General features: G+C 71.0%; 20 protein-coding genes and 1 pseudogene. 12 read left to right on the top strand and 9 right to left on the bottom strand.

The window, feature by feature from the left end:
* Positions 1-90: 90 nt before the first annotated feature.
* Together ACWGN5_RS06330 and ACWGN5_RS06325 are read left to right on the top strand one after the other, a co-directional pair.
* Positions 91-606: an HXXEE domain-containing protein gene (locus ACWGN5_RS06330; RefSeq protein WP_453511701.1), complete on the top strand. Its 516-nt coding sequence runs from the start codon at positions 91-93 to the stop codon at positions 604-606.
* A 63-nt stretch (positions 607-669) separates the two neighbouring features.
* Positions 670-1191 (top strand): hypothetical protein, encoded by a 522-nt coding sequence (locus ACWGN5_RS06325; protein WP_453511700.1) that lies wholly within the window; start codon positions 670-672, stop codon positions 1189-1191.
* Here ACWGN5_RS06325 and ACWGN5_RS06320 read toward each other — a convergent pair.
* The 6 genes from ACWGN5_RS06320 to ACWGN5_RS06295 all read right to left on the bottom strand — a co-directional run bounded on the left by ACWGN5_RS06320 (position 1173) and on the right by ACWGN5_RS06295 (position 6804).
* Positions 1173-2354: a serine hydrolase domain-containing protein gene (locus ACWGN5_RS06320; protein WP_453511699.1), complete on the bottom strand. Its 1182-nt coding sequence runs from the start codon at positions 2352-2354 to the stop codon at positions 1173-1175. The genes ACWGN5_RS06325 and ACWGN5_RS06320 overlap by 19 nt on opposite strands.
* A gap of 96 nt (positions 2355-2450) precedes the next feature.
* The gene (locus ACWGN5_RS06315; protein ID WP_453511698.1) at positions 2451-3158 is read right to left on the bottom strand and encodes a response regulator; all 708 of its coding nucleotides are present in this window, start codon (positions 3156-3158) and stop codon (positions 2451-2453) included.
* Complete coding sequence (locus tag ACWGN5_RS06310) at positions 3155-4273, bottom strand: sensor histidine kinase (protein WP_453511697.1); 1119 nt, start codon at positions 4271-4273, stop codon at positions 3155-3157. Before ACWGN5_RS06310 ends, ACWGN5_RS06315 begins: the two co-directional genes overlap by 4 nt.
* Positions 4274-4287: 14 nt before the next feature.
* On the bottom strand, positions 4288-5067 hold the full coding sequence (locus tag ACWGN5_RS06305) for an SAM-dependent methyltransferase (protein WP_453511695.1): 780 nt from the start codon (positions 5065-5067) through the stop codon (positions 4288-4290).
* Positions 5064-5753, bottom strand: a complete 690-nt coding sequence (locus ACWGN5_RS06300) for a glycerophosphodiester phosphodiesterase (protein WP_453511694.1) — start codon at positions 5751-5753, stop codon at positions 5064-5066. The genes ACWGN5_RS06305 and ACWGN5_RS06300 overlap by 4 nt, the downstream gene beginning before the upstream one ends.
* 19 nt (positions 5754-5772) lie before the next feature.
* Positions 5773-6804, bottom strand: a complete 1032-nt coding sequence (locus tag ACWGN5_RS06295) for an adenosine deaminase (RefSeq protein WP_453511693.1) — start codon at positions 6802-6804, stop codon at positions 5773-5775.
* A 75-nt stretch (positions 6805-6879) separates the two neighbouring features.
* On the opposite strand from ACWGN5_RS06295, the gene ACWGN5_RS06290 reads away from it, so the two are divergent.
* Positions 6880-7551: a DUF4190 domain-containing protein gene (locus tag ACWGN5_RS06290; protein ID WP_453511691.1), complete on the top strand. Its 672-nt coding sequence runs from the start codon at positions 6880-6882 to the stop codon at positions 7549-7551.
* Positions 7552-7609: 58 nt separating this feature from the next.
* Here the strand turns inward: ACWGN5_RS06290 and ACWGN5_RS06285 are convergent, their stop codons facing one another.
* A complete protein-coding gene (locus ACWGN5_RS06285) occupies positions 7610-8158 on the bottom strand; it encodes an NADAR family protein (RefSeq protein ID WP_453511690.1) in 549 nt (182 codons plus the stop codon).
* A gap of 175 nt (positions 8159-8333) precedes the next feature.
* Between ACWGN5_RS06285 and ACWGN5_RS06280 the strand changes: the two genes are divergently transcribed.
* From ACWGN5_RS06280 to ACWGN5_RS06245, 8 genes are all read left to right on the top strand, one after another.
* Complete coding sequence (locus tag ACWGN5_RS06280; protein WP_453511688.1) at positions 8334-9848, top strand: gamma-aminobutyraldehyde dehydrogenase; 1515 nt, start codon at positions 8334-8336, stop codon at positions 9846-9848.
* 50 nt (positions 9849-9898) lie between these two features.
* Positions 9899-11146: an ABC transporter substrate-binding protein gene (locus ACWGN5_RS06275; RefSeq protein ID WP_453511686.1), complete on the top strand. Its 1248-nt coding sequence runs from the start codon at positions 9899-9901 to the stop codon at positions 11144-11146.
* A 43-nt stretch (positions 11147-11189) separates the two neighbouring features.
* Positions 11190-12338: an ABC transporter ATP-binding protein gene (locus ACWGN5_RS06270; RefSeq protein ID WP_453511685.1), complete on the top strand. Its 1149-nt coding sequence runs from the start codon at positions 11190-11192 to the stop codon at positions 12336-12338.
* Positions 12335-13261, top strand: coding sequence for an ABC transporter permease (locus ACWGN5_RS06265; protein ID WP_453511683.1), 927 nt, complete (start codon positions 12335-12337; stop codon positions 13259-13261). The genes ACWGN5_RS06270 and ACWGN5_RS06265 overlap by 4 nt, the downstream gene beginning before the upstream one ends.
* Positions 13261-14055 carry an ABC transporter permease gene (locus ACWGN5_RS06260; protein ID WP_453511682.1) on the top strand — a complete coding sequence of 265 codons (795 nt, stop codon included), beginning with the start codon at positions 13261-13263 and terminating at the stop codon, positions 14053-14055. The genes ACWGN5_RS06265 and ACWGN5_RS06260 overlap by 1 nt, the downstream gene beginning before the upstream one ends.
* 37 nt (positions 14056-14092) lie before the next feature.
* A complete protein-coding gene (locus ACWGN5_RS06255) occupies positions 14093-15511 on the top strand; it encodes an NAD(P)/FAD-dependent oxidoreductase (RefSeq protein ID WP_453511680.1) in 1419 nt (472 codons plus the stop codon).
* Positions 15512-15625: 114 nt separating this feature from the next.
* Positions 15626-16105, top strand: coding sequence for a hypothetical protein (locus ACWGN5_RS06250; protein ID WP_453511679.1), 480 nt, complete (start codon positions 15626-15628; stop codon positions 16103-16105).
* A gap of 97 nt (positions 16106-16202) precedes the next feature.
* Positions 16203-18008, top strand: coding sequence for a chitinase (locus ACWGN5_RS06245; protein ID WP_453511678.1), 1806 nt, complete (start codon positions 16203-16205; stop codon positions 18006-18008).
* Here ACWGN5_RS06245 and ACWGN5_RS06240 read toward each other — a convergent pair.
* Both ACWGN5_RS06240 and gabT read right to left on the bottom strand, forming a co-directional pair.
* A complete protein-coding gene (locus tag ACWGN5_RS06240; protein WP_453511677.1) occupies positions 17974-18708 on the bottom strand; it encodes a phosphatase PAP2 family protein in 735 nt (244 codons plus the stop codon). The genes ACWGN5_RS06245 and ACWGN5_RS06240 overlap by 35 nt on opposite strands.
* Before the next feature lie 124 nt (positions 18709-18832).
* Positions 18833-20167, bottom strand: a complete 1335-nt coding sequence (gene gabT, locus ACWGN5_RS06235) for a 4-aminobutyrate--2-oxoglutarate transaminase (RefSeq protein WP_453511676.1) — start codon at positions 20165-20167, stop codon at positions 18833-18835.
* A 277-nt stretch (positions 20168-20444) separates the two neighbouring features.
* On the opposite strand from gabT, the pseudogene ACWGN5_RS06230 reads away from it, so the two are divergent.
* A pseudogene (locus ACWGN5_RS06230) lies at positions 20445-20690 on the top strand (hypothetical protein); the annotation flags it as partial.

Here is a 20690-nt window from a genome sequence, read left to right as displayed (position 1 = left end):
GCCTCCGCCGCCGGGTGATCGGCGTCACCCTGTGTCGGGGTGCGTGTACGTGTTCAGCAGGCGGCATGGTGACGTGTGACCAATTCGAACGTGAACCCCCTTGTCACCTATGGCCTGTTCCTCGCCTGGGCCGTGCATGACGCCGAGGAGCTCGTGCGCGGGCCGCGGTGGCTTCGGGAGAATCTGCCGGTGCTGCGGGAGCGGTGGCCCGGAGTGCCGGAGCGGGTGTGGACGGCCGTCGAGTCCGTCGACGAGCGGGAGTTCGCCGCCGCCGTCGGGGTGATGGCGGTGATCGTCGGCGGGGCCGCCGTGGCGGGTGCGCGTTCCGGTGGCCGGTCCGCCTTCTATCAGGGCGCGGTGACCGGTTTCGGGCTGCACGGGCTCGTCCATCTCGCGCAGGCCGCCGTCGTGCGGGACGCGACGCCCGGTGCGCCGACCTCGCCGCTGGTCGTCATCCCCTTCTCCCTGTGGGCCCGGGGCCGGCTGCGGCGGGCCGGGGTGCTGCGGCCGGTCGGTCCCGGGGGAGTGGTGGCGGGGCTCGCGGTGGCGGCGGGGGCGACGGTCGTCTCGCACGCCGTGGGGCGCAGGGTCGCCGCCCGCTTCTGAGCGTGCTCAAAAACAACCCACCCATCTTTCTGAACACGTTCAAGACGGGTGTACGTTGTCCCCATGAGCGACAAGAACGGGCCGAGAGCCCTCCTCAAGCGCATCCGCGTCTGGCTGATCCTCTTCGTCGCCTGCCTGGTCCTGAGCGGGGCCACCGCCTTCCCGCTCGTCACCGAACTCCGGCTCCTCGACTCCGCCCTGGCCGGCTGGGCCTCGCCCGTGGCCGACCTGTTCCCCGGTCTCGCCGAGTGGATCCACCGGGTGCGGGGCGGAGTCGAGGCGGCCGACGCCCAAGCCCCGTACCTGCTCTACGGCACCGACTGGCTGGCCTTCGCGCACCTCGTGATCGCCGTCGCGTTCTACGGCCCCTACCGCGACCCCGTCCGCAACATCTGGGTCGTCGAGTTCGGCATGATCGCCTGCGTCGGTATCATCCCCCTCGCCCTGATCAGCGGCCCCGTCCGGGACATCCCCTTCTGGTGGTCGGTCATCGACATGTCCTTCGGCGTCATCGGGATCCTGCCGCTGCTCCACGTCCGCGGGCAGATCAAGCGACTCGAGGCGGCTCAGCCCGGCAGACCGTAGGCCGCCACCATCAGACGGAGAGCCGTCGGGTTCATGTCCTGGCCCTTCGCGTCGGTCGAGTTGACGCTGTAGACGAGGGTGCGGGCACCGTCGCGGGTCGAGGCGATGGCCGTGTTGTAGCCCCAGCGGCCGCCGGTCTTGCCCCAGACCTCCCGGCCGCCGAGCTTCTTCATCGACAGGCCGGCGGAGTACGCGGCCGGGTCACCGGACTTGAAGTCGGGGACCTGCGGCAGCGTGAACATCTCCTTCAGGAGCGGACCGCGCACCACACCGCCCTGGAACAGGACCCGCGTGAAGCGCTCCAGGTCGGCCGTGGTCGAGACGAGGTCCCCGGCCGCCCAGCCGTCCGTCACCCCCCACACCGACACGTCCCGCAGCCCGGTCGAGCCGTCGTCGAGCTTCATGGTCTGGTAGCCGTGGTTGTACGGGCCGCTGATGTCGACGGACTCGCCCGGGAAGTACGTGTCCCGCAGACCCAGTGGCCGCAGGATCCGCCGCTCCACCTGGTGCTCGTACGAGTCGCCCGTGACCCGCTCCACGATCAGCCCAGCGATCGTGTACCCGATGTTCAGGTAGTGCTGCTTCGTGCCCGGCCGGAACTCGCGCGGCTGCGCCGTCGCCGAGCGGACCAGGTCCTCCGGGTGGTGGACGGTGAAGCGGTTCGCGTACCACTCCTCGACGGTCTCCCCGGGCATCTCGGCGGCCGGGATGCCGTGGGTGTGGTTGAGGAGCTGGCGCACGGTGACCGTGGCGTAGCGGCCGGGGATCAGGTCCGGGAGGTACGAGCGGGCCGTCCGGTCCAGATCGATCCGGCCCTCGGCGGCCAGCTGGAGGACGGTCGCCGCGGTGAACACCTTCGTCACCGAACCGGCCCGGAAGCGGGCGGCCGGGTCCGCCGGGGCGTTCGACTCCAGGTCGTGGACGCCCGCGCTGCCCTGCCAGGAACCCTCGGTGCCGCCGACCCGGACCAGCGCGGCCGTCGCGTCGGCCCGGGGGAGTCCCGCGATCACCGCCGACAGATCGGGGGAGGCGGCCTGAGTGGCGGTCGCCGCCGGGTTCGAGGACGCGAAGGCGGGGGTGAGCGCCGGGCCGGCCGCCACGCCCAGGACCAGAGCGGCGGCGAGCAGGGTGCGGGTGGTCCTCTTCGAGGCGGTCTTCCTCATGGTCAACTCCGGTGGTGTGAGCCGTTGTTCTCGATGGCTCCATCCTGCTGACCTGCGGCGATCCGCGGATCGCCCGCACCGGCGGTCTTCCGGGGGTCAGTTCCTCCCCGGCACGGGGGAGAACCCGGGCCCCGCGCCTCCCCCGGGCGGGGGAGAACCCGCCGCGACCAGGCCCGTCTCGTACGCGCAGATCACCGCCTGGATCCGGTCCCGCAGCCCCAGCTTGGCGAGCACGTTCCCCACGTGCGTCTTCACCGTGTGGTCGCTGACCACCAGCTCCGCCGCGATCTCCGCGTTTGACAGGCCCCGGGCGAGGAGGAGGAGCGTCTCGCGCTCCCGGCCGGTCAGGACGTCGAGACGGGAGTCGGTCGTCCTGCGCGGCCCGCCCGCCGTGTACTGCTCCACGAGGCGCCGCGCCACGGACGGCGCGAGCAGCGAGTCGCCCGCCGCCACCACCCGTACCGCGTGCACCAGGTCGTCCCGCCGCACGTCCTTGAGGAGGAAACCGCTCGCGCCCGCGTGCAGCGCCTCGTACACGTACGCGTCGGTGTCGAAGGTCGTCAGCATCACCGTCCGGCAGCCGGACTCCGCGCTGATCGTCCGGCAGGCCTCGATGCCGTCCGTCCGGGGCATCCGGATGTCGAGCAGCGCCACGTCCGGCGCGAGCCGGCGCACCGCCTCGACCGCCTCCGTGCCGTCCCCGGCCTCCGCCACCACCTCGATGTCCGGCTGCGCGTCCAGGATCATCGCGAAGCCGCTGCGGACCAGTTCCTGGTCGTCCGCGACCACCACCCGGATCGTCATTCCCTCTCCTCACCCACGGGCAGCAGGACCCGCACCTCGAACCCCCGGCCGTCCGGGCCGGAGCCCGCCTCCGCCGTACCGCCGTGCGCGGCGGCCCGCTCCCGGATGCCCACCAGACCGTGCCCGCCCGGACCGCCCTGCGGGCCGCGCCCGTCGTCGGTCACCGTGACCCGCAGGACGCCGTCGGCATGGGCCAGCCGCACGTCGACGGTACGGGCCCGGGCGTGCTTCACCACGTTCGTCAGCGCCTCCTGCACGATCCGGTAGACGCTCGCGCCGGTCGCGGCGGGCAGCGCCCGTACCCCGCCCTCCGTCGCGTACCCGACGGCCAGACCCCCGGCCCGCACCCGCTCAAGGAGTGCGGGGAGGTCCGCGAGGTCCGGCTGCGGCTCCCGCGGGGCCGCCGTCTCACCGCCCTCGCGCAGCAGCCCCAGCATCTGCCGCAGCTGGACCATCGCCTCCCGGCCCGTCTCCGAGATCGCCTCGAACGCCGCCTCCGCGCGCTCCGGCGCCGCCCGCACCGCGACCGGCCCCGCCTCCGCCTGCACCACCATCAGGCTCACCGCGTGCGACAGGATGTCGTGCATCTCCCGGGCGATCCTGGCCCGTTCGCGCGCGGCGGCCCGCTCGGCCTCCACCCGCTGCGCCCGCTGCCGGGCGTCGGTGAGCCGCCCGAAGACATAGGCCGCGCCGAACACGAAGAGGGAGAAGGTCAGTTCGCGCACCGACTGGGTGTTGAGCCACACCGAGGCCGGCACCGCGACCACCAGGAGCCCCGCCGTCACCATCCGCTGCCACGGCGCAGCGAGCACCGCGATCGTGTAGACGCTCACCAGACCCGTGTACGGCAGCGGCTGCCCCGGCCCCTCGACGGCCAGCTTGTACAGCGCGCTCGTCGCCAGGATCGCGAGCAGCACCGCCATCGGCGCGCGCCGCCGCCACACCAGCGGCACCACGGTGAGGGTCGTCAGGCCGTACGCCGGCCAGGTCGCCGGTTCGAGCTCGGGCCCGCGCGGCACCACGAACGGCATCGTCATCGCCGCCTGCACGACGAGAGCGAGCCCGATGTCCACCGCCCTCGGGTGGGCGGCCCCCCAGGTGCGCAGCTCGCGCATCCCCCGTATGCCCATTACGGCTTGCGGCCCACCGCGCCGAACTGCGCGACCACGGCCCCCTCGTCGGAGCGCCAGCGGGAGCAGGAGACGATGCCCGGGGCGAGGAGGTCGAGGCCGTCGAAGAAGGAGGTGAACTCCTCCCGGGTGCGGGCGGTGATCGGCGGGGTCGCGTTCTCGTTCCAGAAGTCCATCGCGGCCTTGTTGCCCTCGCCGCCGAGCTCCGGCTCCAGCGTCGGGTGGGTGAGCACCAGATGGCTGCCGGAGGGTACGGCGGCCATCAGGGTCCGCACGATCGACCCGGCCTTCTCGGTGTCCAGGACGAAGTTGAGGATGCCGAGCATCAGCACCGCGACCGGGCGGGACAGGTCGAGCGTGCCGAGGGCGGCCGCGACGATCCGCTCCGGGTCGTGGGCGTCGGCGTCGACGTACTCCGTGACGCCCTCCGGGGCGCTCGTCAGGAGCGCGCGGGCGTGCGTGAGGACGATCGGGTCGTTGTCGACGTAGACGATGCGGGCGTCGGGGGCGATCCGCTGGGCCACCTCGTGGGTGTTGTCGGCGGTCGGCAGGCCCGTACCGATGTCCAGGAACTGGCGGATGCCCGCCTCGGCGGCCAGATGCGTGACGGCCCGGCCGAGGAAGGCCCGGTCCGCGCGTGCCACTTCGCCGATGCTCGGATAGAAGCCGGTGACCTGGTCGCCGACCGCGCGGTCCACCGGATAGTTGTCCTTGCCGCCCAGCCAGTAGTTCCACACCCGGGCGTTGTGGGCGATGTCGGTCCTGATCCGGTCGTTCATTCGCGAGCCTTTCGCAGCACGGCGGCGAGTGCGTCGACCCGGTTCGTGGTGACCGCGTCGATCCCGTTCTTGATCAGCTTACGCATGGTGTGTTTGGTGTCCGCCGTCCAGGCCGAGACGAGCAGCCCGTCCCGGTGGATCCGCTCGGTGAGCTCCCGACTCACCAGTCCGAAGCGGTAGTTGAGGAACCTCGGCCGTACGGCGTCGAGCAGGACCGGCCGGGGCGGGGCGAGCGAGGTCCAGGTCAGGGCGATCTCGGCGGCCGGGTCGGCGGCCCGCACCTGGAGCATGGCGACCGCGCCCGCGCAGTACGAGACGCGCTCCCCGGCCCCGCACTCGCGGACCGTACGGACGATCGCGCGGACCGAGTCCTCGTTCCCGCCCGGCAGGTCCAGCAGCAGCCGGTGGTCCCCGGCGGCGATCAGCGCCTCGCGGAGGGTCGGCACCCCGTCGAAGGTGAGCTCGCGCAGCAGCTCGTGCGAGAGGCCGGAGAGCGGCCGGTCGTGGCCCCACAGCCGCTTCAGGGTGTCGTCGTGGAGGAGGACGGGCACCCCGTCCGCCGTCAGCCGGACGTCGACCTCGACCGCGTCCGCCCCCCGCTCGATCGCCGAGGCGATCGAGGGGAGCGTGTTCTCACGGACGCGGTACGGGTCGCCGCGATGGGCTACGACAGTCACAGGGCGCATGGCCCCATTCTCGTCGCCGTCAGCGCGCCAGCCAGTCGTTCGTGTACGTGTCGATCTCGGCGGCGATCCTGGCCTTGCCGGCCGCGTCGAGGAAGGAGGCCTCCACGGCGTTCTTGGCGAGGGCGGCGACACCGCGCTCGTCGAGGCCGAGGAGACGGGCGGCGACGGCGTACTCGTTGTTGAGGTCCGTGCCGAACATCGGCGGGTCGTCGCTGTTGATCGTGACGAGGACGCCGGCGTCGACGAACCGCCGGATCGGGTGCTCCTCCAGGGTGGCGACGGCCCGGGTCGCGATGTTCGAGGTCGGGCAGACCTCCAGGGCGATCCGGTGCTCGGCGAGGTACGCGAGGAGCTCGGGGTCCTGGGCGGAGCTGGTGCCGTGGCCGATGCGCTCGGCGCCGAGCTCGCGGATCGCGTCCCAGACGGTCTCCGGGCCGGTCGTCTCGCCCGCGTGCGGGACGGAGTGCAGGCCGGCCGCGCGGGCCTGGTCGAAGAACGGCTTGAACTGCGGGCGCGGTACGCCGATCTCCGGGCCGCCGAGGCCGAAGGAGACCAGGCCCTCCGGGCGCAGCCCCTCGGTGGTGGCGAGCCGCGCGGTCTCCTCGGCGGAGACCAGGCCGGCCTCGCCGGGGATGTCGAAGCACCAGCGCAGGATCGTGCCGAACTCGGCCTCGGCGGCCTTGCGGGCGTCCTCGATCGCCGCCATGAAGGCGCGCTCGTCGATGCCGCGGCGGGTGGAGGAGTACGGGGTGATGGTCAGCTCGGCGTAGCGGATGTTCTGCCGGGCCATGTCACGGGCGATCTCGAAGGTCAGCAGCCGGACGTCCTCGGGGGTGCGGACCAGGTCGACGACCGACAGGTAGACGTCGATGAAGTGCGCGAAGTCCGTGAACGTGAAGTAGTCGGTGAGGGCCTCGGGGTCCGTGGGGACCTTGGAGTCGGGGTGCCGGGCCGCGAGCTCGGCCACGATCCGGGGCGAGGCGGAGCCGACGTGGTGGACGTGCAGTTCTGCCTTCGGGAGCCCCGCGATGAAGGGGTGGAGATCGGTCATCGGATCATCGTAGGCCGGGCGGTTCCCTCGCAGGGGTGAGGCCGTAACATGGCGTGACCACGATGGGGGAGGCCCATGTCTGACAACCGAGACCAGTCGCGGGGCGGGTACGACCCGGCGGACCCGTGGGCTCCGCCGAACCGCGACGGGGTGGAACTGAGCAAGCCGGCGACGCCGTCGCCCTCGCCGGTGCACGACCAGCCGACCATGACGTCCTTCCCGGCCGCGCCGGGTGCTTCCGGCGGGGACGTCCCGCCGCCGCCGGTCGCCCCCGGCGGCCCGGCGGCCACGCCCGGGTACGGCTACCCGGCGGCCACGCCGGCGGCGGGCGGGTACGGCTACCCGACCCCGACGCCGCCTCCGGCCACCTCGGGGTACGGCTACCCCGGATACGGGCAGCCCGCCCAGACCGGCTGGCAGCAGGCCCCGTCCAACGGCATGGGGACGACCGCGATGGTGCTCGGCATCATCGCGGTGGCCGGATTCTGTCTGTACGGCCTGGGAGTGATCCTCGGCGTCCTGGCACTGATCTTCGGCATCATCGGCCTGAAGAAGGTCGGCCGCGGCGAGGCGACGAACCGGGGCATGGCCATCGCGGGCATCGTCCTGGGCTCGATCGGCACGCTGGTCAGCGCCGTCTTCCTGGGCTTCATCATCTGGGCGATCGCCCAGGACCCCTCGGCCTTCGAGGAGGGGTACGACGAGGACCCGTTCGCGTCGAGCCTGGTGGTCGAGAGCGGCCGCTGACGCCCGTACACCCCGCGCTGGGCCCCGCACCTCCCCGAGGCGCGGGGCCCTGCGCGTGTCATCCGGCGCGCAGCCGCTGCCGCGCCTCCATCAGGGCGAAGCCCAGGAGGTTGAGGCCGCGCCAGCGGGCCGGGTCGTGGGCGCGGGGGTCGTCGGCGGCGAGGCCGATGCCCCAGACGCGGTCCAGCGGGCTGGCCTCCACCAGGACACGCGCGCCCGTGCCCAGCAGGTACGCGCGCAGGGCCTCGTCCGAGGAGAACTTGTGGACGCTGCCCTCGACGACGATCCCGAAGCGCTCCCGCTCCCAGACCGCGTCGTCGAAGCCGCGGACCAGCCGGCCCGCGTTCTTGGCCTCCGCCGGGGTGCGGGCGGTGAGCGCGGCCCGCTCGGCCTCCGCGTCCCGGAAGAGGCGGGCCTTGGCGGCCATCATCCAGTGCTCGGCGGTCGCGTAGGCCACGCCGTCGACCGTGAAAGGCGACGGCCACCACTGGCTCAGACAGCTCGCCGAGAGGCGTCCTTCGGGGTGTGGACGGTGCCCCCAGAAGTGCAGCCACTTCACCCGGTCACCCCTCGTGACCTGCTGCGTCAGCTCTTCGATCTTGCTCATACATGCGAGTGTGGCATCCGCCACGGACACTCCGTACGGAGATTTTCCGACCACCTCGACACATGGTCGACCGAATCCGTCGCGTAACCAAAAGGCAACAACGGAATCACTTGTTGGACCCCTGTCCCCATGCCAGGATCGGCACTCAATTCGAGCTGGGACAACGGAGAGCGTCATGACCAACCGCTTCCAGGTGACGGACCGCTTCGCGGACGGCGCGCAGTACATCGGCGGAAGGCTCCGCGCCGGAACCTCAGGTCAGGAACACAGCGTGATCGACCCGGCGACGGGCGAGAGCGTCCACACCTACGCCCTCGCCTCCACCGCGGACGTGGACGAGGCCGTCGCCGCCGCCAAGGCCGCCTTCCCCGGCTGGGCGGGCGCCACCCCGGGCGAGCGCTCCGACGCGCTGCACCGGCTCGCGGGCGTCCTCGCCGACTGGGCGGAGGACATCGCCAAGGTGGAGTCCCTCCAGTGCGGCAAGCCGCTCAAGCTCACCACCGAGTTCGACGTGCCCGGCACCATCGACAACACGGCCTTCTTCGCGGGGGCCGCCCGCCACCTCCAGGGCCAGTCGGCCGCCGAGTACACCGGCGACCACACCTCGTACATCCGGCGCGAACCGATCGGCGTCGTCGGCTCCATCGCCCCCTGGAACTACCCGCTCCAGATGGCCGCCTGGAAGATCCTCCCGGCGATCGCCGCCGGCAACACGATCGTCCTGAAGCCCGCCGAGCTCACCCCGCTGACCTCGCTGATGTTCGCGCAGGCGGCGAAGGAGGCCGGCATCCCCGACGGCGTCATCAACATCGTCAGCGGCTCCGGGCGGGTCGTCGGCGAGCACCTCGTCGGCCACCCCGACGTCGTCATGACCTCCTTCACCGGCTCCACCCCGGTCGGCAAGCGGGTCGCCGAGGTCGCCACCGCCACCGTGAAGCGGCTCCACCTCGAACTCGGCGGCAAGGCCCCGTTCCTCGTCTTCGACGACGCCGACCTGGAGGCCGCCGCCCGGGGCGCGGTCGCCGCCTCCCTCATCAACAGCGGCCAGGACTGCACCGCCGCCACGCGCGCGTACGTCCAGCGCCCGCTCTTCGACGCCTTCGTCGCCCGGGTCGCCGAGCTCATGGAGACCGTCCGCGTCGGCGACCCCTTCGCGCCCGGCACCGACCTCGGACCGCTCGTCAGCCACCGCCACCGCGACAGCGTCGCCGGCTTCGTCGAGCGCGCCCGCGGCTACGCCACGGTGGTCACCGGAGGAGAAGCCCCTGGTGGAGAGCTCAAGAACGGCGCATACTACCGTCCCACCCTGATCATCGGCGCCGCGCAGGACAGCGAGGTCGTGCAGTCGGAGATCTTCGGTCCGGTCCTGGTGGCCCTGCCCTTCGACGGCGACGACGAGGGCATCCGGCTCGCCAACGACACCCCGTACGGCCTCGCCGCCTCCGCGTGGAGCCGGGACGTCTACCGGGCCAACCGCGCCACGCGGGAGATCAAGGCGGGATGTGTGTGGGTCAACGACCACATCCCGATCATCAGCGAGATGCCCCACGGCGGCACCAAGGCCTCCGGTTACGGAAAGGACATGTCGGCGTACTCCTTCGAGGAGTACACGCAGGTCAAGCACGTGATGTTCGACAACACCGCGGTCGCAGCGAAGGACTGGCACCGCACGATCTTCGGGGACCGATAGCAGACTCGCCGCCCGACCAGCGGCCCACCCATCCCGAAAGGGCACAGCGCATGGAGCAGTACGAGCCCGACAGCCTGTCCGCCGCGCAGCTGGCGGCGATACGGCGCAGCATGACGAGCGGCCGGGGCGCCCTCAGCCGCCGTTCGATGCTGCGCGCGGGCGGCGTCGGAGCGCTCACGGTCGGCGGTCTCGCCGGCCTGAGCGCCTGTGGCATCCCGCCGGCCAAGCGGGAGGGCAACGGCCCCGCGTCCATCGACGTGTCGGCCAAGGAGAAGAGCGTCGCCTTCTCCAACTGGACCGAGTACATGGACGTCAGCGAGGACGAGAAGTCCCGCCCCAGCCTGGAGGCGTTCGCCAAACGCACCGGGATCAAGGTCAAGTACACCGAGGACATCAACGACAACGTCGAGTTCTTCGGCAAGATCAAGCCGCAGCTCGCGGCCGGCCAGGACACCGGCCGCGACCTGATCTGCGTCACCGACTGGCTCGCCGCCCGCATCATCCGGCTCGGCTGGGCCCAGAAGCTCGACCCGGCCAACCTGCCCAACGCGTACGCGAACCTGTCCTCGCAGTTCCGCCGCCCCGACTGGGACCCGGGCCGGTCCTACTCGTACCCGTGGACGGGCATCTCGACCGTCATCGCGTACAACTCCAAGGCGACCGGCGGCAAGAAGGTCGACTCCGTCACCCAGCTCCTCGACGACCCCGCGCTCAAGGGCCGGGTCGGCTTCCTCACCGAGATGCGCGACTCCGTCGGCATGACCTTGCTCGACATGGGCAAGGACCCGGGGAACTTCACCGACGCCGACTACGACGCGGCGATCGGCCGCCTCCAGAAGGGCGTCGACAAGAAGCAGATACGCCGCTTCACCGGCAACGACTACACCTCCGACCTGGACAAGGGCGACATCGCGGCCTGCCTCGCCTGGGCCGGCGACATCATCCAGCTCCAGGCGGACAACCCGGACATCAGGTTCTCCATCCCGTCCGCCGGCTACATCACCTCCAGCGACAACCTGCTCGTCCCCGCGCAGGCCCGGCACAAGACGAACGCCGAGAAGCTCATCGACTACTACTACGAGCTTCCCGTCGCCGCCCAGCTCGCCGCGTACATCAACTACGTCTGCCCCGTCGACGGGGTGAAGGACGAGCTCGCCAAGATCGACCCCGAGCTCGCGAACAACACGCTGATCCTCCCGGACAAGGCCATGGCCAAGAAGTCCCACGCCTTCCGCTCGCTCAGCAGCGCGGAGGAGACGGCGTACGAGGAGAAGTTCGCCAAGCTCATCGGCGCCTGAGTCCGGCCTCGTCCACCTCTCTCACTCCCTGGGACCGCAACCCATGACTGACAACACCACCGGCGGCGACGTCCGTCTCACCGGGATCAGCAAGTCGTACGGCTCCTTCCACGCCGTCCACCCGCTCGACCTGACCGTCCCGCAGGGCTCCTTCTTCGCCCTGCTCGGCGCCTCCGGCTGCGGCAAGACCACCACGCTGCGCATGATCGCCGGCCTGGAGGACCCGACCACCGGCACCGTCTTCCTCGGCGACAAGGACGTCACCGACCTCCCGCCGTACAAGCGGCCGGTCAACACCGTCTTCCAGTCCTACGCGCTCTTCCCGCACATGGACATCTTCGAGAACATCGCCTTCGGCCTCCGCCGCCGCGGCATCAAGTCCGTGAAGAAGCAGGTCGACGAGATGATCGACCTGGTCCAGCTCGGCGAGCACGCCCACAAGAAGCCGCACCAGCTCTCCGGCGGCCAGCAGCAGCGCGTCGCCGTCGCCCGCGCGCTCATCAACCACCCGCAGGTGCTGCTCCTCGACGAGCCGCTCGGCGCCCTCGACCTCAAGCTGCGCCGGCAGATGCAGCTGGAGCTCAAGAGGATCCAGACCGAGGTCGGCATCACCTTCGTGCACGTCACCCACGACCAGGAGGAGGCCATGACGATGGCCGACCAGGTCGCGGTGATGAACGGCGGCCGGGTCGAGCAGCTCGGCGCCCCCGCCGACCTGTACGAGAACCCGCAGACCACCTTCGTCGCCAACTTCCTCGGCACCTCGAACCTCATCGAGGCCGAGGTCCTGGAGACCGGCTCCGATGTGCTCGTCACGGCCGGCGGCGGCAAGCTCAAGGTCCCCGGCGACCGCTGTACCTCCGCCGTCCGCCAGGGCGGGAAGGTCCTCGTGGGCGTCCGCCCCGAGAAGATCTCGCTCGCGCACGCCGACGACGCGGGCTCGATCGCCGACGGCCGCAACCGGGTGACCGGCCGGATCGTCGACTCCTCCTTCATCGGCGTCTCCACCCAGTACGTGGTGAACTCGCCGGCGGGCGCGGAGCTCCAGGTCTACGAGCAGAACATCGAGCGCGACACCCGCCTCGTCCCGGGCGCGCAGGTCGTCCTGCACTGGAACCCGGCCCACACTTTCGGCCTCGACGCGGCCCAGGACATCGACGCGGGCGTGGAGACGGTGGAGGACGCCGGATGACCACGACCCTGGCGAAGGAAGCGCCCTCGATAGCGGAACCGGTTCTGCGCAAGCCCTCCACGCGCAAGCGGCTCGTCCCGTACTGGCTGCTGCTGCCCGGCATCGTCTGGCTGCTCGTCTTCTTCGCGCTGCCGATGATCTACCAGGCCTCCACCTCGGTGCAGACCGGCTCCCTGGAGAAGGGCTTCGAGGTCACCTGGCACTTCCAGACCTACTGGGACGCCTTCCAGGAGTACTGGCCGCAGTTCGTCCGCTCCCTGCTGTACGCCGGGACCGCGACCCTGCTCTGCCTGCTGCTCGGCTACCCGCTGGCGTACCTGATCGCCTTCAAGGCCGGACGCTGGCGGAACCTGCTGCTCGTCCTCGTCATCGCGCCGTTCTTCACCAGCTTCCTCATCCGCACGCTCGCGTGGAAGACGATCCTGGCCGACGACAGCGTCGTGGTCGACGCGCTCAACGCCCTGCACTTCCTGGACGTGACCAGCTGGCTCGGCTGGACCGAGGGCAACCGCGTCCTCGCCACCCCGATGGCGGTGGTCACCGGCCTCACGTACAACTTCCTGCCCTTCATGATCCTGCCCCTCTACACCTCCCTGGAGCGGATCGACGGCCGGCTGCACGAGGCCGCGCAGGACCTGTACGCCTCCCCGGCGACCACCTTCCGCAAGGTGACCTTCCCGCTGTCGATGCCCGGCGTCGTCTCCGGCACCCTGCTCACCTTCATCCCGGCGAGCGGCGACTACGTCAACGCCGAACTGCTCGGCTCGACCGACACCAAGATGGTCGGCAACGTCATCCAGTCGCAGTTCCTGCGCGTCCTCGACTACCCGACGGCGGCCGCGCTCTCCTTCATCCTCATGGCGATCGTGCTCGGCATGGTCACCGTGTACATCCGCCGTGCCGGAACGGAGGACCTGGTCTGATGCGCTGGATCCGCAAGAACCTGGTCGTCATCGCGGGCCTGCTGACGCTCGCGTACATGATCCTGCCGAACCTCGTGGTGATGGCGTTCTCCTTCAACAAGCCGAAGGGACGCTTCAACTACTCCTGGCAGGAGTTCTCGCTCGACGCCTGGAAGGACCCCTGCGGCGTCGCCGACATGTGCGAGTCGCTCTCGCTCTCGCTCCAGCTCGCCGCCTGGGCGACGCTCGGCGCCGTCGTCCTCGGCACGATGATCGCCTTCGCACTGGTCCGCTACCGCTTCCGGGCGCGCGGCGCGATCAACTCGCTGATCTTCCTGCCGATGGCGATGCCCGAGGTCGTCATGGCCGCCTCGCTGCTCACGCTCTTCCTCAACATGGGCATCGAGCTGGGCTTCTGGACGGTCCTGATCGCCCACATCATGTTCTGTCTGTCGTTCGTCGTGACGGCGGTCAAGGCCCGGGTCATGTCCATGGACCCGCGCCTCGAAGAGGCCGCGCGCGACCTCTACGCGGGGCCCACGCAGACCTTCCTGCGCGTGACCCTGCCGATCGCCGCGCCCGGCATCGCCGCCGGCGCGCTGCTCGCCTTCGCGCTCTCGTTCGACGACTTCATCATCACCAACTTCAACGCGGGCTCCACCGTCACCTTCCCCATGTTCGTCTGGGGCTCGGCGCAGCGCGGAACCCCCGTTCAGATCAACGTCATCGGCACCGCGATGTTCGTCCTCGCGGTACTGATGGTCGCGGCCGGGCAGATCATCACGAACCGGCGCAAGAAAATAGCAACGGCCTGAGCGGAAGACGTCTCAGGCACCGAAGGAGTTGGAAACCATGGCCCCAGTCGCCATGCGTCTCGCTGCACAATCTCTCTCCGACGCCCAGCCCGTCCCCTTCTGGCTGGAAGACCCCGGCAAGCCCGGAGCCCTGCCCGCCCTCACCGGCACCGAGAAGTGCGATCTCCTCGTGGTCGGCGGCGGATACAGCGGACTGTGGACCGCGCTCCTCGCCAAGGAGCGCGACCCCTCCCGGGATGTCGTACTGATCGAAGGCCGCGAGGTGGGCTGGGCCGCCTCGGGCCGCAACGGAGGCTTCTGCGCCGCCTCCCTCACGCACGGCTTCGGCAACGGGCTCGCCCGCTGGCCGGGCGAGCTGTCGAAGCTGGAGCGGATGGGCGAGCGGAACCTCGACGCCATCGAGGAGACCGTCGCCCGCTACCAGCTGGACTGCGACTTCGAGCGCACCGGCGAGATCGACGTCGCCACCGAGCCGTACCAGGTGGAGGAGCTCCACGCGTGGTACGAGGAGGCCGGCCGGCTCGGTCTCGCCGAGGGCCTGGAGTTCCTGGACCGGGACGCCGTACGGGCCGAGGTCGACTCGCCGACCTTCCTCGGCGGCATGTGGGACAGGCGCGGCGTCGCCATGCTCCACCCCGCCAAGCTGGCCTGGGGCCTGAAGCGGGCCTGCCTCGACCTGGGCGTACGGATCTACGAGAACACCCCCGGCCTCCAGCTGGTCTCGGTGGGCGCCGGGATGGGCGTCCGCACCCCGTACGGCAAGGTCGTCGCCCGCCGGGTCGCGCTCGGCACCAACGTCTTCCCCTCGCTGGTCAGGCGCGTCCGGGCGTACACCGTCCCGGTCTACGACTACGCCCTGATGACCGAGCCGCTCAGCGCCGAGCAGCTCGCCTCGGTCGGCTGGAAGAACCGGCAGGGACTCGGCGACTCCGCCAACCAGTTCCACTACTTCCGGATCACCTCCGACCACCGCATCCTGTGGGGCGGTTACGACGCGGTGTACCCGTACGGCGGCAAGGTCAGCGCCGAGATGGACCACCGCCCGGAGACGTACCTCAAGCTTGCCGAGCACTTCTTCCGCTGCTTCCCGCAGCTGGAGGGGCTCCGCTTCAGCCATGCCTGGGGCGGCGCGATCGACACCTGCTCGCGCTTCTCGGCCTTCTTCGGCACGGCCCACCAGGGGAAGGTGGCGTACGCGGCCGGGTTCACCGGCCTCGGCGTCGGCGCCACCCGCTTCGGCGGGGACGTGATGCTCGACCTGCTCGCGGGCGAGCGCACCGAGCGCACCGACCTGGAGATGGTCCGCTCCAAGCCGCTGCCGTTCCCGCCCGAGCCGGTCGCCTGGGCCGGCATCGGCATCACCAAGTGGTCGCTCGCCCGCGCCGACGAGAACGGCGGGCGGCGCAACCTGTGGCTGAAGACGATGGACAAGCTGGGCCTCGGCTTCGACAGCTGACCTTTCGATGTGACGCAGGTCACTCTCGGCTTGTGGTCGAAGCCGCGTAAGAGAAGCCCCCGTACCCGCTCTCTCCGTGTGGACATCCGGTCCACACGGAAGGAGAACGTCGCGATGACTGGTACGGGGGCTTCGGGCGTCAGGGCCGCGGTGGAGTGGCTCGCCTCGGTCGCGCCGGATCCCGGGGCCTGCCGGTGGGAGTGGGAGCGCAACCCGCACGGGGTCGCGCTGCTGCCCGCCGGCAGGCGCTGGGACGTGCTGATCCTGCCGGGGGAACTCGGCTATCCCACGCTCGACGTGCTGACCCGGCTCGTGGACCGGCCGGGCCCGGTCCTGGCCGACTTCGGCGAGGCCCGGATGGGCTTCTTCGTCCCACCGGGAACCGCCGCCCGCTGGCTCGGCACCGGGGTGCGCGGCGCGGGCTCCGGCACCTGGATCGTCGTCCCGTACCCGGGGCGGGTGACCGGCGCGGCGCGCTGGCTGGTGGTGCCGGACGGCCTGGGCACCCTCACCGACGCCTCGCTCCTGGAGCTGGCGATGCACGAGGCGGCGGGCCAACTGGCCAGGGGGGAAAGGGGGGACGCCGGGAGCTGAGTCGAACCCGGTGCGGTGCAGAGGTCTTGACCACTCGATTGGTCTGGACCATGCTGTGGCGCGCTCCACCTCGATTCCCCCACCCCCGGAGGCAGTTGTGGACCGCACCAGACCCCTCACCCTGCTCCTGGCGGGCTCCCTCGCCACCGGCGGGCTCCTCGCACTCACCCCCGCGGCCCAGGCCGCCGACACCGAACTCGCCCGCAACGGCGGCTTCGAAGCCGGCCTCGACGGCTGGAGCTGCACGGCGGGCAGCGGCACCGTCGTCCCGTCACCCGTACACGGCGGGACGAAGGCGCTCCAGGCCACCCCGGCCGGCAGCGACAACGCCAAGTGCTCCCAGACCGTGACGGTGAAGCCCAACTCCACCTACACGCTCAGCGGCTGGGTGCGCGGCAGCTACGTCTACCTCGGCGCCTCCGGCACCGGCACCACCGACGTCTCCACCTGGACGGGCTCCGCCCCCGACTGGCAGAAGCTCACCACCACGTTCACCACGGGCGCCTCCACCACCTCGGTCACGATCTACACCCACGGCTGGTACGGCACCCCCGCCTACCAGGCCGACGACCTCTCCCTGTACGGCCCCGGCGGCGACCCCGTCCAGCTCCCGGCCGCCCCCACCGGGCTCACGGCCGGCTCCCCGACCTCCACCACGGTGCCGCTCACCTGGACCGCGGTCTCCGGCGCCACCTCGTACCACGTCTACCAGGGGACCACCAGGATCCAGACGGTCACCGCCCCCTCGGCCACCGTCTCCGGGCTCACGGCCTCCACCCCGTACACCTTCCAGGTCACCGCCGTGAACAGCGCCGGAGAATCCCCGAAGTCGGCCGCCGTCACCGCGACCACCACCTCCGGAGGCGGCGGCAACCCCGGCGGCTCCCTCCCCGCCCACGCCCTCGTCGGCTACCTCCACGCCAGCTTCGCCAACGGCTCCGGCTACACCCGCATGGCCGACGTCCCCGACTCCTGGGACGTCATCAACCTCGCCTTCGGCGAACCCACCTCGGTGACCTCGGGCGACATCCGCTTCACCCTCTGCCCGGCGACCGAATGCCCGAACGTCGAGTCCCTCGCGGACTTCAAGGCGGCGATCAAGGCCAAGCAGGCCGCCGGCAAGAAGGTCCTCATCTCCATCGGCGGCCAGAACGGCCAGGTGCAGCTCGCCACCACCGCGGCCCGCGACACCTTCGTCTCCTCCGTCTCGAAGATCATCGACGAGTACGGACTCGACGGCCTCGACATCGACTTCGAGGGCCATTCGCTCTCGCTCCAGACCGGCGACACCGACTTCCGGAACCCGACCAGCCCCGTCGTCGTCAATCTGATCCAGGCGGTCAAGACCCTCAAGGCCAAGTACGGCTCGAAGTTCGTCCTGACGATGGCCCCCGAGACCTTCTTCGTCCAACTCGGCTACCAGTACTACGGCTCCGGCCCCTGGGGCGGCCAGGACCCGCGCGCCGGCGCCTACCTACCGGTCATCCACGCCCTGCGCGACGACCTGAGCCTGCTCCACGTCCAGGACTACAACTCGGGCTCCATCATGGGCCTCGACAACCAGTACCACTCGATGGGCGGCGCCGACTTCCACATCGCCATGACCGACATGCTCCTCACCGGCTTCCCCGTCGCCGGCAACACGGACCGCTTCTTCCCGGCCCTCCACCCCGAACAGGTCGCCATCGGCCTCCCCGCCTCCACCCAGGCGGGCAACGGCCACACGACCCCGGCCGAGGTGAACAAGGCCCTCGACTGCCTCACGAAGAAGACGAACTGCGGCACCTACCAGACCCACGGCACCTGGCCCGCCCTGCGCGGCCTGATGACCTGGTCGATCAACTGGGACCGGTACAACGCCTGGGAGTTCAGCCGGAACTTCGACGCGTACACCTGGAACTGACGCCCAGTACGAGCAGGGAGAGACACAGGCTGGCGAACACGTCCAGCGGCCAGTGGAAGCCCCGCAGCACAAGACCGGTCCCCGTCACCGCCGTCAGCACGGCGGCGACGGGGATCAGGCGGTTCGAGACGAGGAAGGCCGCGCCGAAGTAGGCGACCGCGGCCGTGGCCGTGTGACCCGAGGGGAAGTAGCCCTGCGCCCAGGGCTCCAGCGGACCCGGGCGGGCCGTCCACTCCTTCAGCGGAATCACCAGGAGGGGTACGGCGGCCATGGCGAGCCCCGCGTACAGGGCGGCCGCGCGGCGGCCCCGCCACACCGCGTACGCCATCGCGCAGACGAGGACCGGGAGAGCGACCGTCATGTTGCCGAGGTCGGAGGCGAGTTCGCTCAGGCGCCGGGGGACCGAGTCCACCACGGCCCTGGACACCCGCTCGTCGAGCCTGGCCAAGGGGCCGTGGACGAGCACCTGCCAGGTCACGACGGCGAGGGCGACGAGCGCCGAGAAGAGAGCCGGCCGCCCTGGAACAGGGGGGGTGGTTCCAGGGCGGCCGAGGGGATCGGGCTGCCGCGCGCCCCGGGGGGTGTGGGGCGGGCGGCCATCCGATCGGTGAGGAGTTCCGGGGCACGAGGCCCCGGTGGTGTGCGCGATGGCACGGTGTGGGCGGGGCTGGGGAGGCTCCGCCCGGGGTGTTTCTCTCATCTGCAGAAACCGTACGTCACGAAGTGGGGGGCCGACAGCGGGAAACGCGTCCCGCCATCGGCCCCCCACAGAGTCTTCACACCGTGTGCCGGTTCGGCCCTCCGGTGGCCCTTCGGACTACCACTCAGATGGTGGCGAGCGCGGCCTCGATGACGTCCAGGCCCTCGTTGAGGAGGTCCTCGCCGATGACCAGCGGCGGCAGGAAGCGGAGCACGTTGCCGTAGGTGCCGCAGGTGAGGACGAGCACGCCCTCGTTGTGGCAGTACTTGGCGAGCGCCGCGGCGGCCTCCGCGTGCGGCTCCTTGGTGACCGGGTCCTTCACCAGCTCGATGGCGATCATGGCGCCACGGCCGCGGATGTCACCGATGACCGGGAACTTCTCCTGCATGGCGGTGAGGCGGCCCTTCATGACCTCCTCGATGCGCTTGGCCTTGCCGTTGAGGTCGAGCTCCTTCATCGTCTCGATGGAGCCGAGCGCACCGGCGCAGGCCACCGGGTTGCCGCCGTAGGTGCCGCCCAGACCGCCGCCGTGGACGGAGTCCATGATCTCGGCGCGGCCGGTGACGGCGGCGAGCGGCAGACCGCCCGCGATGCCCTTGGCGGTGGTGATGAGGTCCGGGACGATGCCCTCGTCCTCACAGGCGAACCACTGGCCGGTACGGCAGAAGCCGGCCTGGATCTCGTCCGCGACGAAGACGATGCCGTTGTCGTTGGCGAACTTCACGATCGCCGGCAGGAAGCCCTTGGCCGGCTCGATGAAGCCGCCCTCGCCGAGGACCGGCTCGATGACGATCGCGGCGACGTTCTCGGCGCCGATCTGCTTGGTGATGTTGTCGATCGCCTGGGCGGCGGCCTCGGGGCCGCAGTTCTCGGCACCGGTGGGCCAGCGGTAGCCGTAGGCGACCGGCACGCGGTAGACCTCGGGGGCGAACGGACCGAAGCCCTGCTTGTACGGCATGTTCTTCGCCGTCATGCCCATGGTGAGGTTCGTACGGCCGTGGTAGCCGTGGTCGAAGACGACGACGGCCTGGCGCTTGGTGTACGAGCGGGCGATCTTCACCGCGTTCTCGACGGCCTCGGCGCCCGAGTTGAACAGCGCGGACTTCTTGGCGTGGTCGCCCGGGGTCAGCTCGGCCAGCGCCTCGCAGACCTCCACGTAACCCTCGTACGGCGTCACCATGAAACAGGTGTGGGTGAAGTCCTGCAGCTGCGCGGTGGCGCGGCGCACGACGGCCTCGGCGGACGCGCCGACCGAGGTCACGGCGATGCCGGAGCCGAAGTCGATCAGGCGGTTGCCGTCGACGTCCTCGATGATGCCGCCGCCGGCCCGCGCGGTGAAGACGGGCAGCGTGGAGCCGACGCCACCGGCGACCGTGTCGAGACGGCGGGCCTGAAGCTCCTGCGACTTCGGACCGGGGATGGCGGTGACGACGCGCCGCTCCTGCGGGACAGCGTTCATGCGGGGCTCCTGGGGGTGTTCTGGACGCACTTGCGGGTTTCCTCCGCAGGCTAGGCGCGGGGGAGGGGGTCAGGCATGCGCCGATCGGGAGTGGTGGGGGTGTGTCGTTGTCCGGGATGGACATGGCGGCTCCGCTTCCGCGGCCCGGACCCGTCCGTACGGGTCGTTGCCTGCCCCCGGCCGTACGGGTGGTCGAATCCCCTCCCGGGGGCTCCCGGCCCACTAGATTGACGGTGGCACAGAGGCGGCGACCTGGCTGGTCAGGGGGCAGGGGTTCATGGAGACCGACGGTACGTACGAGTCACGCGACACCAGGGGAGGCGCGGTCCCGCGCCCGACGTCGCCGCCGACCGACGACCGAACCCCGGGCACCCCGCCCCGGGCGCGCCCGGGGGCGCACCCGGACGCGGCCGCGCCGGTCCCGCCGACCGAGGGCCGGCCCGCGGGCTCGGGGGCGCAGTCCGGTGCGGCCGGGCACGTGCCGGTCCCGCCGGGCGACGGCCGGCCCGCGGCCGCGCCGGTG

The organism is Streptomyces sp. NPDC055815 (assembly GCF_053616475.1).
Note: the sequence above shows the minus strand (reverse complement) of the source record. Positions and strands in the feature narration are given on the sequence as shown.